This is a genomic window from Corynebacterium sp. MSK039, assembly GCF_030232315.1.
Lineage (GTDB): Bacteria > Actinomycetota > Actinomycetes > Mycobacteriales > Mycobacteriaceae > Corynebacterium.
The window spans coordinates 47,573-61,885 of sequence record NZ_JASPJL010000010.1; the positions used below are offsets into that span (position 1 = coordinate 47,573).

Below are 14,313 nucleotides of genomic sequence, written 5' to 3' on the forward strand. Positions count from 1 at the left end.
CAGCGACCATGACTTCTCACAAGGAGAACAGCAAGAACACCGAACACCAGGACCTCGCGCCGAACCAGGACATGGAGGGCCTCGTCGACGTCGCCATCGAACAGGCCGATACGTGGCTGGAGGTCAAGGAAACAGCCCCGGCCACGAAGCAGTTGGCCGACATGGTCCACGACCCGCACGGCGTGGAGTTCACCTTCAGCTTCGTCGACCGCGTGGCCCGACCGGAGGACAACAAGGTCGCGGCCGAAGAGTTCGCGAAGATCGCCTCCCCCTTTAAGCGCACCGACCCGGCCCCGGCATTCCTCGGCCTGATCGACACGATCCTGGTCACGGCGGGCTCCATCGCAGCCCCGATCTTGCCGAACGTCGTGATGCCCATCGCGCGAAAGTACCTGCGCTCCACCGTCGGCCACCTGGTGTTGGACGCCGGTTCCGAGACATTGGACGCGATGCTCGACGATGCCCGGGAGAAGGGATTCACCCTCAACCTGAACCTGCTGGGCGAGGCCGTCCTCGGCGAGGCGGAGGCCAAGCGACGCCTCCAGCAGACCATCGACCTGATCCGGAACCCGAAGGTGGAGTACGTCTCCGTCAAGGCCAGCTCCGTGGTCTCCCAGCTCAACCACTGGGACTTCCGCGGCTCCGTCGACCGGCTGAAGGACCGCCTGCGTCCGCTGTACCGGGAGGCCAAGCGTGCGGGCCAGGGACGGTCCGGCAAGCCCACCTTCGTCAACCTCGACATGGAGGCCTATGAAGACCTCGACCTCACGCTGGAGCTATTCACCGAGCTTTTCGCCGAGGAGGAGTTCCTCGACCTAGAGGTCGGCATTGTGCTGCAGGCCTACCTGCCGGATTCCTTCGAGGCCCTCCAGCGACTAACTGAATTCGCGAAGCAGCGCGTGGCCCAGGGTGGCGCGAAGATCAAGGTGCGCCTGGTCAAGGGCGCGAACCTCTCGATGGAGCGGGTGGATGCGGAGATGCACAACTGGCCGCAGACCCCTTATCTGACGAAGGCGGAGGTCGACGCCAACTACCTGCGCCTGATCGACTGGGTGCTGAACCCGGAAAACGCGCAGGCCATCCGCATCGGCGTGGCCAGCCACAACGTCTACCACGTAGCACTCGCCCACAAGCTCGCCGAACAGCGGGGCGTGGCCGAGCAGCTGGACATCGAGATGCTGCAGGGCATGGCTCCAGCCCAGGCCAGCGAGGTGCAGAAGAAGACCGGCAACCTAATCCTGTACACGCCCGTCGTCCGCAAGGAGGACTTCGACGTCGCCGTGTCCTACCTGGTCCGCCGCCTGGAGGAAAACGGCGCGAAGCAGAACTTCCTCTACGCGCTGTTCACCCCCGAAGAGGACGACGACACCGGCCTGACGCCGATGGAAAACCAGGAGCAGCGCTTCCGGGACGCCGTCGCCGACCGCTGGGCGACCTATCACGGGCCGCGCCGCACCCAGGACCGCATCCAGGAAGCCAGGGACAAGGTTGGTGCCACGGGCGGCTCCATCCCGGGCAACTTCCTCAACGAGCCTGACACCGACCCCGCTCTGGCGCAGAACCGCGAGTGGGCCCGCAGCCTGCTCACCCCGGAGGCCGACCCGGGCCCGGCACAGTCTCCGCTGGTCACCGACCCGGCGGAGATCGACAAGATCGTGCAGCGTGCCGTTGAGACCCACGAGGGAGCGTGGGGGCAGAAGACCGGCGCGGAGCGTGCCGAGCTGCTGGATAAGGTCGCTGATTCCCTGGCGAACTACCGTGGCCGCCTGATTTCTGCGGCGGCTTTCGAGGCCGATAAGACGATCGCGGAATCCGACCCGGAGATCTCCGAGGCCATCGACATGGCGCACTACTACGCAGAATCCGCCCGCCAGCTCGACCGGCACCGCGGTTCGAATTTCACCCCGTACAAGGTCGTCGTGGTCACCCCGCCGTGGAACTTTCCCGTGGCGATCCCGGTGGGTGGTGTGACGGCCGCGCTGGCCGCTGGCGCCGCCGTGATCCTCAAGCCCGCGCCCCAGGTGCTGCGCATCGCCGAGGTCTTCGTCGAGGCCATGCGCGAGGCCGGTGTCGGCGAGGACCTGCTTCAGTTAGTCAACGCCGACGAGGACGAGGCTGGCAAGCGCCTGATCAGCCACCCGGACGTGGAATCCGTGATCCTCACGGGAGCCTCGGAGACCGCGCAGCTGTTCCGCAGCTGGGACCCCCGCAAGGTCCTGAACGCGGAGACCTCCGGCAAGAACGCCATCATCGTCACCCCGGCCGCGGACCCGGACCTGGCCGTGGAGGATATTTACCAGTCCGCCTTCGGCAACGCGGGTCAGAAGTGCTCCGCAGCCTCCCTGATCATCACCGTGGGCTCGATGTCCAAGAACGAGCGCTTCATGAACCAGCTGGTCGATGCCGTGGAGTCCATCAAGGTGGGTCGCGGCACCGACATCTCCACGTACATGAACGGCATCATCGAGGCCCCAGGCGAGAAGCTGGACCGGGCGCTACGCAAGCTCGATAGGGGCGAGAAGTGGCTGGTCAAGCCGAAGCAGCTGGACGAGACCGGCACCCTGTGGAGCCCGGGTATTCGCGATAACGTGCAGCCGGGCAGTTGGTACCACACCAACGAGGCCTTCGGCCCGGTCACGGGCATCATGCATGCCAAGGACCTGGACGAGGCGATCGAGTGGCAGAACTCCACCGGCTTCGCGCTGACCGGCGGCATCCACACCATCGACCGCGATGAGACCGCCTATTGGCGCGAGCGGGTCGAGGTGGGCAATGCCTATGTGGAGCGCGGCATCACCGGTGCGATCGTGCAGCGCCAGTCCTTCGGTGGCTGGAAGGGCTCCTCCATTGGCTCCGGAGCGAAGGCCGGCGGCCCGAACTACGTCGCCCAACAGGGCGTGTGGACCGAAGGCAATGTCGAGGAGCTGACCTCCGGGACGGTCGAGCCCCGCATCACCCAGCTGCTGCGAGAGTTCCGCGGGCTCGGCTCCCCGGTTCTGGAGGACGCGGATCACGAGTGGCTCCGCCGGGCGGCGGAGTCCGACGCCCACGCGATGGCCGTGGAGTTCGGCGTCGAGCACGACAAGTCGGCGATGGTCGTGGAGTCCAACGTCTTCCGCTACAAGCCGCTGCTGGAACCGCTGCGCGTCCGCGTTAACGCCGACGCCAAGGCGCGCGACGTCCTGCGCCTCCAGCTGGGGGCGGCGGTCACCGGCACGGAGCTGGATATCTCGGCGTCCGAGGAGGTGGCAGCGCAGTTCGGTGAGCTGGGCAAGAGCTTCCGCATCGCCAGCGACCTGGTGTTCGCCGCGGAGATCTCGAAGGCCGCGAACTCCCGCATCCGCTCCCTGGGCGAGAGCCCGGATGCCTTCTACGAGGCAGCGGTCGACTCGAATTCGAAGATCTTCGACCAGCCGGTGCTACCGGATGGCCACCGCGAGCTGCTGACGATGCTGCTGGAGCAGAACATCGCCACCACCGAGCACCGCTTCGGCTACATCCACGGGCTGACGCCTTAGGCGTTCTCCTCCTGCTGCTGCGCCATGCGCCAGCGGATGCCGGCCTCGATGAGCCCGTCGAGGTCGCCGTCGAGGACCTTCTGCGGGTCCCCGACCTCGTATTCGGTGCGCAGATCCTTGACCATCTGGTACGGGTGCAGCACGTAGGAGCGCATCTGGTTGCCCCAGGAGGCGTTGCCGCCCGCGCCAAGGGCATCCATTTCGGCCTTCTCCTCCTGGCGCTTCTTCTCCAACAGCTTGGCCTGCAGCACGCGCATGGCGGAGGCCTTGTTCTGGATCTGGGACTTCTCGTTCTGGCAGGTCACGACGATGCCGGTTGGGATGTGGGTCAGGCGCACCGCGGAATCCGTAGTGTTCACCGACTGCCCGCCCGGACCGGAGGAGCGGTAGACGTCCACGCGGACGTCCGCATCCGGCACCTCGATGGAGTCCGTCTGCTCCACGACGGGCAGGACCTCCACCTCGGCGAAGCTGGTCTGGCGGCGCCCCTGGTTATCGAAGGGGCTGATGCGCACCAGGCGGTGGGCACCCTGCTCCACGGAGAGCGTGCCGTACATATAGTCACCGTGGATGACGAAGGTCGCGGACTTAATACCCGCCTCCTCCGCATAGGAGATGTCGTAGATGTCCACCTTGTGGCCGTGCTGCTCGGCCCAGCGGGTGTACATGCGCAGCAGCATCTCCGCCCAGTCCGCGGCATCCACCCCACCGGCGCCGGAGCGGATGTTGACCAGCGCCTCGCGCTGGTCGTACTCGCCGGAGAGCATCGTGGTGATCTCCAGGGATTCGATGGCGGCCCGCAGCGCCGTGCGCTCCTCCTCCGCCATCGCGGCGGCGTCCTCGGCCGCCGCCGGATCCTCCGCGGCCTCCTCCTCGGCCATGTTGTAGAGCACCGGGAGGTCGTCCAGCCGCTGGCGCAGCTCGCGGATTTTCTTCAGCTTGGCCTGCACACGGGAGAGCTCCGAGGTGACCTGCTGGGCGTGATCCGGATCGTCCCACAGCGAGGGGTCGGCGGCCTGATCCTCCAGCTCGCGGGCCCGCGAGTCCAGCTCGTCGAGGTCCAACACCCGCTCGATGGTAGTCAGGGTGCCTTCCAGGTCTTTCAGATCAGAGCTCACATCCGGTTGCATAGTGCGCAAGTCTACCCGGCAGTGTGCACAATGGGATGTATGGCTAAGGCAAAGAATACGTCCACCTCCACCGGCAACTCCCCGGTGCCGGAGGAGATGCTCAACGCGATCATCAAGACCTTCATCGTCGCGCACGTCGACGACACCGATAACCACCTCGCCCAGGCGCTGGTGTACAACGCCGCCCGCCTGGCGTGGCGGATGCGCGCCTCCGGGCTCGAGACGGAGACGAAGACCTCCATCTCCGACGTCGTCACCGCCGCGGATCGGGCCGCCGAGAAGTTCATCACCGATGCGCTGGAGACGATCCGACCGGAGGACGGCGTCCTCGGCGAGGAAGGCACCCGGCGCGAAGGGACCAGCGGGCGGACCTGGGTGATCGACCCCGTGGACGGGACCTATAACTTCACCACCGGCTCGGACTACTGGTGCTCCGCGCTGGCCCTGGTTAAGGGCGACCCGAATGACCCGGAGGAGGTCATCTTCGGCGCCGTGCACCGCCCCGCGATGGGCTACACCTGGTTCGGTGGCCCGGAGATCCCCACCACCCGCGACGCCCAGCCGGTCCCGGAGTTCAAGAACACCCCTGCGGAACGCACCGTAGTCGGCACCTACCTGCACCCGCCGCTGTTTTCCGTGCCAGAGGTTAGGGACGCCTGGATCGCGGTGACCGGCAACTTCGCGACCGTCCGCATGCTCGGCTCAGCTTCCGTGGACATGGCCGGCGTGGCCTCCGGGGAGCTCGGCTGCTGGATTCAGGACTCCGTGGCGGCCTGGGACTGGCTGCCGGGCCGGGCGCTCGTGGAGGGCGCCGGTGGCGTGACCGAGCAGATCGAGGCTGCGGGCAAGACCTGGTCGGTGGCCGGCACCGAGTCGGCTGTTGCGAGCGTTAAGACTGCGCTCATCGGCAGTTAGTTTTTGAGGCTAAGATCCAGGGCATGAGCACCACATACTCCGATGACCTGTCGCTTGCCTTCGAGCTGGCCAACGCCGCGGACGAGATCACCATGGCTCGGTTCGAGGCCGAGGATCTCCGCATCGAATCCAAGCCCGACCTCACCCCCGTTTCCGACGCCGACACCGCCGTCGAGCGTCGCCTGCGCGAGATCCTGGCGGATTCCCGCCCGGACGACTTCGTGCTGGGTGAGGAGTTCGGCGGCGAAGCGCACTTCGAGGGCCGCCAGTGGGTCATCGATCCGATCGATGGCACGAAGAACTTTGTCCGTGGCGTGCCCGTGTGGGCCACGCTGATCAGCCTGTTGGAGGACGGCGTGCCGAAGGTGGGTCTGGTCTCCGCGCCCGCGCTGTGCCGCCGCTGGTGGGCCGCGCCAGGGGCCGGGGCGTGGCGCTCCTTCTCTGTACCGAATACTTTCGACGAGGACTCCACCCCTTCTGCCCAACCGCGCCGCCTGAGCGTGTCGGGAGTGAGCCAGATCGCCGACGCCAGCCTCTCCATCAGCTCCCTGTCCGGCTGGCAGGATCGCGGCCTGCGGGAGCAGCTGGTGGGACTGAGCGACAAGACCTGGCGCCTGCGCGGCTTCGGGGACTTCTGGTCCTACATGATGGTCGCCGAGGGCTCCGTGGATATCGCGGCGGAGCCGGAGGTCAGCCTCTGGGATCTCGCAGCACTCGTCCCGATCGTGGCGGAGGCCGGCGGCACCTTCACGAACGTGGAGGGCGAGCCGGGACCGCACGGTGGTTCCGCGGTGGCCACCAACGGGCTGCTGCACGAGGATGTCATCACCGCGCTGAATAACTAAGCCGCTTGCCCTAACCAGGGCAGACAGAAAGAAAAAGGACGCTACCGCACGTTGCGGTGGCGTCCTTAACTGTTGGGGGGGGAACTCCCCCGGACCGGCCCTAGTAGGAAACGGTGATGAACTGGGTTTCGAGGTACTCCTCGATGCCCTCGAAGCCGCCCTCGCGGCCGATGCCGGACTGCTTCACCCCACCGAATGGCGCGGCTGGGTCGGAGAGCAGGCCCTTGTTGACGGCCACCATGCCGACCTCCATCTTCTCGGCGAAGGCCATCGTCTCCTGTAGCTTCTCGCCGACCACGTAGCCGGCCAGGCCGAAGTTCGTGGCATTGGCGTTGGCCAGGGCCTCGTCCTCATCGGCGAAGGTCTGGATGGTCATGACGGGTCCGAAGATCTCCTGGTTGGCGATCTCGAAGTCCTGGGTGACCCCGGAGAGGACGGTCGGGGCGTACCAGAAGCCGTTGGTGTCCAGCTCACCGGTGGTCTTGAGCTCCGGGTGCTTCGCCAGGGAGTCCTCGGTCAGCGTGAAGCCGCCGATCTCCACCTTCGCGCCCTGCTCGACGGCCTTTTCGACCATGTCTGCGACCTTGTCGCGCTGCTCCGCGCTGACCATTGGGCCTGCGGTGGCGTCACTATCAGTGCCCGCGCCAAGCACGAATTCGCCGATCCGCTTGGTGACCGCTGCGGTGAACTCCTCGGCGAGCGACTCGTGCACCAGGATGCGGTTGGCGGCGATGCAGACCTGCCCGGCACCTCGCATCTTCGCGTCGATGGCGGCGTTCACGGCCTTGTCCATGTCCGCGTGCTCGAGGACGACGAGCGGGGCGTTGCCTCCCAGCTCCAGGGAGGTGCGGATGGTGCCCTCGGCGGCATTCGCCCCGAGCGCCTGGCCCACCTCGGTGGAACCGGTGAAGGTGAACTTGCGCAGGCGGTCGTCGTCCAAAATGGCGGAGACATTCGACGCGGTACTGGTCGGCAGCACCTGGAACACCCCGTCCGGCAGGCCGGCCTGGCGGGAGAGTTCGGCCAGGTAGAGCGCGGTCAGCGGGGTCATCTGCGCGGGCTTGACGATCATGGTGCAGCCCGCGGCCAACGCCGGAGCGAGCTTACGGGTGATCATCGCCAGCGGGAAGTTCCACGGGGTCACCGCCAGAACCGGACCGACCGGCTTCGGGTGGGTGATGATGCGGCTACCGCCGTCCGGGGACACGCGGTACTCCCCCGCGATAGCCTCAGCGCGGGAGGCGTACCAGCGGAAGAATCCGCCGCCGTAGCCGACCTCGCCCTTGCTGTCCTTCAGCGCGCGCCCGAGTTCCAGGGACTGCAGGTAGGCCAGGTCATCGGCATTGTCCTGCACCAGCTGATACAGGGAGCGCAGCAGGTCGGCGCGCTCCTGCGGACTGGTGTTCTCCCAATCGGGCTGCGCCTTCGCAGCGTGATCCATCGCCTCGCGGGCGTCGCCCTCCGTTGCGGACGCCACCCGCACGAACTCCTGGCCGGTCGCGGCGTCGGTAACCCCGAGGGTCTCCCCGTCCGCGCCGTGGCGCCACTGGCCGTTGATAAACAGCCCCGTCGGGACGGTGATCTCCCGCGGTCCGGCGGTGACGGTGGTGAAGAATTCTGGATTCGAGGTGTTCTGTGCTGTGTTGTTTTCTGCCGAAGTAGCCATACCTCCACTGTGCCACTGGGCGTGACCGCCGGCCACCGTGCTTCAGCGCCGGCCGCTGGGCGTGACCGTCGGCCACCGTGCTTCAGCGCTGGTCGCTGGGATCAGACACCGACCACCGCGCGGGTACACAGCCCCACCGGTAGCTATGTCGCGGGGCACGCTGTGGCACTACCGTGCGACCGCCACCGAGACGACTAGGCTGGGTGACGATACGTCCAAGATTCACCGGCGACGCACCTCCCGAGGAGAACTCAAGCAGTGAGCATCCCACCCAACCCACAGCGGGTGACCAGCACCGCACCGTGGCAGGAACTCCAGGACTATAAGGAAAGCTTCGTCGGCACCACCCTCCGGGAGATCTTCAACCAGGAGGCCACCCGCGTCGAGGACATGACCATCCAGGCAGGCCCCCTGCACATCGACCTGTCGAAGAACCTCGCCGACGCCCGCGTCATGGAGCTGCTGGTCCAGCTGGGCGAAGCGATGGGGCTGTCGGAGTACCGCGACGCGATGATGGCCGGGGCTACGGTCAACACCACCGAGAACCGTGCCGCCCTGCACACCGCGCTGCGTGTCCCGGTGGACCAGGATTTCCAGGTCGACGGGGTGGACGTCGCCGCCGACGTCCACGAGGTCCTCGGTCGGATGCGGGACTTCTGCCGCGACCTACGCAGCGGCCGGTGGCTGGGTGTGACTGGGAGGACCATCAAGCAGGTCGTCAACATCGGCATCGGGGGCTCCGACCTGGGCCCCTCCATGGCGGCGGCCGCGCTGCGCCCCTACCGAACCGCGGGCATCGAGCCCTACTTCGTCTCCAACCTGGATCCGGCTGACCTCAGCGCCGCGCTGGATGACCTGGATCCGGAGTCCTGCCTCTTCGTCATCAGCTCGAAGACTTTCAGCACCCAGGAGACCCTGGTCAACGCGCGCGCGGCGAAGCAGTGGCTCCTCACCGAACTGGAGCGTCGCGGCGTAGCAGCGGACACGAGCGCGCAGCGGCAAGCCATCATCGAAAAACACTTCGTCGCGGTGTCCACCAACCGCGAAGCCGTCACGGAGTTCGGCATCGACCCGGCGAACATGTTCGGCTTCTGGGACTGGGTGGGCGGCCGCTACTCGGTGGATTCCGCCATCGGGCTCACCCTCATGGCCGCGATCGGCCCGCAGGACTTCGACCAATTCCTCGCCGGCCTGCACGACGTGGACGAGCACTTCCGCACCGCCCCGCTGCATGCCAACGCGCCAGCCCTGATGGGTCTGCTCAGCGTGTGGTACCGCGACTTTTTGGACTCCCAGTCCCACGCGGTGATGCCCTATAGCGAGGACCTCCGCGAATTCCCGGACTACCTGCAGCAGCTGACCATGGAGTCGCTGGGCAAGTCCGTACGCCTGGATGGATCCAAGGTCGGGGTCCCCACGGGCCCGGTGTACTGGGGCGCGCCCGGGACAAATGGCCAGCACGCGTTCTTCCAGCTGCTCCACCAAGGCACGCAGCTCATCCCCTCGGACTTCATCGGGTTCTGCACCCCCCACGGCGAGGTCACCACCCAACCCGAGGGCACGAAGATGCACGACATGCTGATGGCAAACTTCTTCGCCCAGACCAGGGTGCTGGCCTTCGGTCGCACTGCGGACGAGCTGCGCGCCGCGGGCACCCCGGAAGAGCTGATCCCCCACAAGGAGATGCCGGGCAACCAGCCCAGCACCACCATCCTGGCGGACATGCTGACCCCGCGTTCCCTGGGTGGGCTGATCGCACTCTACGAGCACATCACCTTCGTGCAATCGGTGATCTGGGGCATCAACGCCTTCGACCAGTGGGGCGTAGAGTTCGGAAAACTCCAGGCCAGCGACCTACTCCCAGCGGTACGGGGCACGGCTGCGGTGGCCGCCGGGGATGGCTCCACCGACGCGCTGATCAGCTTTTACCGGCAGCACCGCAACGAGGGTTAGACTCAATAAACACCATCGGCGCAATGACCTGCGCCGACCGATACTGGAAAGAACCGCCTGCTCATGGACGTTGTGATTCGGCAGACCCCGAAAGAAGTCGCGCAACTCGCGGCCACCATCATGGCCCGGTACGTCTCCGAGGGGAAGAACATCGGGCTGGCCACCGGCTCCACCCCGCTGCTGACCTACCGGGAGCTCATCGCCAAGCACCGCGAGGGCCTGAGCTTCGCGAACACCACGGCCTTCCTGCTGGACGAGTACGTGGGCCTGCCGGAGGATCACGAGCAGTCCTATCACTACACGATCTACAACGAGTTCACGCAGTACGTGGACTTCGCCGACGGCGCGGTGCACACCCCCGATGGGATGAACCCGCGTACCGATGAGGCAGGGCGCGAGTACGAGGCGGCCATCGAGGCTGCCGGGGGCATCGACATCCAGCTCCTCGGCGTGGGAACCAACGGCCATGTGGGCTTCAACGAGCCCGGTAGCTCCTTCGACTCCCTGACCCGCCTGAAGACGCTGCACCCGCAGACACGGCGGGATAACGCCCGATTCTTCGGTTCGCTCGAGGAGGTGCCGATCCACGTGGTCACGCAGGGACTGGGCACGATCCGCCGCGCCGGGCACCTGTTGTTGCTGGCCACGGGGGAAAACAAGGCCGATGCGGTGGCCCGCCTGGTGGAGGGGCCAGTGTCCGCGATGATGCCGGCCTCCGTGCTCCAGCTGCACCGACACGCGACAGTCATCGTGGACGAGGCGGCGGCATCCCAGCTGCAGGAAACCGAGTTTTACCGTTTCGTGGACGCCAACCGCCCGGAGTGGCAGGCATACTGACCCCACTTTGGGGGTGAAACGGCAATTTCAACAACGGGGGCACCCGGGGCATCGGGTGCCCCCGTTGGCATTTTTTCTCCTTTAATTCTTCAAAGCGCGCGACAAGCACTCCGGAAAAGGGATAAATATAGATCCAATGTTTTTCGGGTCGCTCGTGCGAATCACCACTTACTCGCACTTGACGGTCACAACGCCACCCCTACGTTGCGATCAGTACCTGGAACTTTTATCCCCCAGAAGACTGCACAGGAGACAAAGTGCGTATCGGTATTCCGGTTGAGCCGGGTGAGAACCAGCCGCTGGTGGCAGCCACACCAGACACGGTCGGCAAGCTCATCAAGCTCGGCTATGACGTTGAAGTACAGGCTGGTGCCGGCGAAGACGCCGCCTACCCTGACGCCCTCTACCGCGAGGCCGGCGCGAGCATCGTAGGCGAGGAGGTCTGGGAGGCGGACATCGTCACCACCCTCGACACCCCACCCAAGGCCAAGCGCGACCTCATGCGCTCCGGGGCCACCCTGATCTGCCGCATGGCTCCAGGCCGCAACGAAGAGCTCATCAACGAGCTCGCCAACCGTGGCATCACCGGGCTCGCGATGGACGCTGTGCCGCGTATTTCCCGCGCACAGTCCATGGACGTGCTCTCCTCCATGGCGAACATCGCCGGCTACCGCGCGGTCATCGAGGCCGCCAACGCCTTCGGTCGACTGTTTACCGGCCAGGTCACCGCCGCCGGTAAGGTGCCGCCAGCAAAGGTCTACGTCATCGGCGCTGGTGTCGCTGGTCTGGCCGCGATCGGTACCGCCAACTCCATGGGCGCGATCGTCAAGGCCACCGACCTGCGCGTCGAGGCGGGCGAACAGGTCGAGTCCATGGGTGCGGAGTTCGTCGCCATCCAGGAGGAGGCTGAGAAGTCCGAGGACGGCTACGCCAAGGAGATGACCCAGGACCAGGCGGAACTCGCTGCGAAGATCTACTCCCAGCAGTCCGCCGAGGCCGACATCGTCATCACCACCGCAAACATCCCGGGCCGCACCTCCCCGGTGCTGCTCACCGAAGAGGATGTCGCCAACATGCGCCCGGGCAGCGTCGTCGTCGACCTGGCGGCAGCCAACGGCGGTAACTGCGCCCTGACGAAGCCGGGCGAGGTTTTCGTCACCGACAACGGCGTCACCATCATCGGCTACACCGACCTGGCAGGCCGCCTGCCGGGCCAGGCCTCCCAGCTGTTCGGCCAGAACATCGTCAACCTGTTCAAGCTGATCACCCCGGAGAAGGACGGCCAGCGCGCGCTGGACCTGGACGACGAGATCATCCGCACCATCACCGTCACCCTCAACGACGGCCAGGAGACCTCCATCCTCTGGCCGCCACCACCGGTGAGCGTGTCCGTCGCCCCGCAGCAGCCCGCGCAGGAAGCGCAGACCGCCGAGGAGCCGGAGAAGCAAGCCTTCATGGGCGGCCCCTTCGCCAAGATCGGCCTGGCCATCGCCATCCTGCTGGGTGCAGCGATCGTGCTGGTCAGCCCGCTGGGCATGAGCGGCAACTTCGTCGTCCTGACCCTGGCCATCGTGCTGGGCTTCTACGTGATCTCCGCGGTCACCCCGACCCTGCACACCCCGTTGATGTCCGAGACGAACGCGATTTCAGGAATCGTCCTGGTCGGCGCGATCTTGCAGATCAACAGCCCCAATATCATCGTTACGGTCCTCGCGTTCCTGGCTATCGTCGTGTCCTCCGTCAACGTTTTCGGTGGCTTCGCCATCACAGACCGCATGCTCGGCATGTTCGTTAAGGAGGATGCATAAACCATGACTGCCACTCTGATTCTTTCGCAGGCAGCGACCGGCGAGAACGCCACGCTGCTGGATTGGCTGGCCCGGATCTCGAACCTGGCCTACATCGTGGCTGCCGTGCTCTTCCTCATGGCACTGGCTGGCCTGTCCAAGCCGGAGACCGCGAAGCGCGGTAACACGCTGGGCATGAGCGGTATGGCTGTTGCCATCGCCGTGGCCATCTTCCAGGCCGTGGTGCACTCCACCACCGACTCCGAGGCGCTGAACCCGCTTGTCACCGTTATCCTCATCGCCCTGGCTATGAGCCTCGGTGCCGCCTACGGCATCAAGCGCGCGCACTCCGTCGAGATGACTGGCCTGCCGCAGCTGATCGCACTGTTCAACGGCCTGGTCGGCCTGGGCGCGGTCTTCATCGGCTACAACTCCTTCGTCTCCGAGTCCGCCGACTCGATGGGCGCTGCTGCCTACAACTTCCACCTGGGTGAGGTCTTCCTGGGCATCTTCATCGGTGCCGTGACCTTCACCGGCTCGATCCTGGCTGGCCTGAAGCTCTCCGGCAAGGTCAAGGGCGCCCCGCTGCTGCTGCCGGCCCGTAACCTGCTGAACGTCGCCATCCTGGTGGTCAGCCTCGTGCTCATGGTCGTGTTCATCGTCGCTGGCGAGGGCACCACCGCCTGGATCGCGGTTGGCATCATGACCGCCCTGGCGCTGTTCATGGGCTGGCACCTGGTCGCCGCGATCGGCGGTGGCGACATGCCGGTCGTCGTGTCCATCATGAACTCCTACTCCGGCTGGGCAGCTGCCTTCACCGGTCTGATGCTGCAGAACCCGCTGCTGATCATCACCGGTGCGCTGGTCGGTTCCTCCGGTGCGTTCCTCTCCTACGTGATGTGCCAGGCGATGAACCGCTCCTTCCTGAACGTCCTGCTGGGCGGCTTCGGCACCGACGGTGGCGCGGTCGCGGAGGGTGTCGACGGCACCCACACCGAGATCGACACCGACGAGGCTGTCGCGATGCTCAAGGATGCGAAGAACATCATGATCACCCCGGGTTACGGCATGGCCGTCTCCCAGGCGCAGTACACGGTCGCCGAGCTGACCCGCAAGCTGCGTGACCAGGGCAAGACCGTCCAGTTCGGTATCCACCCGGTCGCCGGCCGCCTGCCGGGCCACATGAACGTCCTGCTGGCCGAGGCCAAGGTCCCTTATGACATCGTCATGGACATGGAGGAGATCAACGACGACTTCGACGAGGTCGACGTGGTCCTGGTCATCGGCGCGAACGATACGGTCAACCCGAGCGCTGAGATGCCGGGCTCCCCGATCGCCGGCATGCCGGTTCTGAAGGTGTGGGAGGCTGAGCGCGTGATCGTGCTGAAGCGTTCCATGGGTGCCGGTTATTCCGGTGCGCAGAACCCGCTGTTCTTCAACGAGAACACCGACATGCTGCTCGGTGATGCGAAGGCATCCATCGAGAAGCTGGCCGCAGGGATCAGCAACTAAGCCCCGAGCCCTGCTGCAACCGCGCCACCCACCCGGGTGGTGCAGGCGAGAAAATCCCCGTCAACGCGAGAAGTGAACTGCTCCCCATTAGTTGGACTGAGAAATCAGTTACCGACTAGTGGGGAGCAGTTTCCATTGAGAGCACGAAGT

At 65.9% G+C, this 14,313-nt stretch carries 9 protein-coding genes; 7 read left to right on the forward strand and 2 right to left on the reverse strand.

Annotated features, from left to right (window positions below; genetic code table 11):
* The first annotated feature begins 8 nt into the window (after positions 1-8).
* Complete coding sequence (locus QP997_RS07650) at positions 9-3,518, forward strand: proline dehydrogenase family protein (protein ID WP_284846748.1); 3,510 nt, start codon at positions 9-11, stop codon at positions 3,516-3,518.
* Here the strand turns inward: QP997_RS07650 and prfB are convergent.
* On the reverse strand, positions 3,515-4,648 hold the full coding sequence (gene prfB / locus QP997_RS07655; RefSeq protein ID WP_070758753.1) for a peptide chain release factor 2: 1,134 nt from the start codon (positions 4,646-4,648) through the stop codon (positions 3,515-3,517). The two genes, QP997_RS07650 and prfB, sit on opposite strands and share 4 nt — an antisense overlap.
* A gap of 39 nt (positions 4,649-4,687) precedes the next feature.
* Here prfB and QP997_RS07660 point away from each other — a divergent pair, with 39 nt between their 5' ends.
* Both QP997_RS07660 and hisN read left to right on the forward strand, forming a co-directional pair.
* Entirely contained in the window at positions 4,688-5,563 is an 876-nt protein-coding gene (locus QP997_RS07660; RefSeq protein ID WP_371260062.1) for an inositol monophosphatase family protein, read from the forward strand.
* Positions 5,564-5,586: 23 nt separating this feature from the next.
* On the forward strand, positions 5,587-6,408 hold the full coding sequence (hisN, locus tag QP997_RS07665; RefSeq protein WP_284846749.1) for a histidinol-phosphatase: 822 nt from the start codon (positions 5,587-5,589) through the stop codon (positions 6,406-6,408).
* Between the two features lie 100 nt (positions 6,409-6,508).
* Here the strand turns inward: hisN and QP997_RS07670 are convergent, their stop codons facing one another.
* Positions 6,509-8,074, reverse strand: a complete 1,566-nt coding sequence (locus tag QP997_RS07670; protein WP_284846750.1) for an NAD-dependent succinate-semialdehyde dehydrogenase — start codon at positions 8,072-8,074, stop codon at positions 6,509-6,511.
* Between the two features lie 258 nt (positions 8,075-8,332).
* Between QP997_RS07670 and pgi the strand changes: the two genes are divergently transcribed.
* From pgi to QP997_RS07690, 4 genes are all read left to right on the forward strand, one after another.
* Positions 8,333-10,027, forward strand: a complete 1,695-nt coding sequence (gene pgi, locus QP997_RS07675; protein ID WP_284846751.1) for a glucose-6-phosphate isomerase — start codon at positions 8,333-8,335, stop codon at positions 10,025-10,027.
* 63 nt (positions 10,028-10,090) lie between these two features.
* A complete protein-coding gene (gene nagB, locus QP997_RS07680) occupies positions 10,091-10,864 on the forward strand; it encodes a glucosamine-6-phosphate deaminase (RefSeq protein WP_070760628.1) in 774 nt (257 codons plus the stop codon).
* A gap of 257 nt (positions 10,865-11,121) precedes the next feature.
* Positions 11,122-12,672 carry a Re/Si-specific NAD(P)(+) transhydrogenase subunit alpha gene (locus tag QP997_RS07685; protein ID WP_284846752.1) on the forward strand — a complete coding sequence of 517 codons (1,551 nt, stop codon included), beginning with the start codon at positions 11,122-11,124 and terminating at the stop codon, positions 12,670-12,672.
* Between the two features lie 3 nt (positions 12,673-12,675).
* On the forward strand, positions 12,676-14,163 hold the full coding sequence (locus QP997_RS07690) for an NAD(P)(+) transhydrogenase (Re/Si-specific) subunit beta (protein WP_284846753.1): 1,488 nt from the start codon (positions 12,676-12,678) through the stop codon (positions 14,161-14,163).
* Positions 14,164-14,313: the final 150 nt, after the last annotated feature.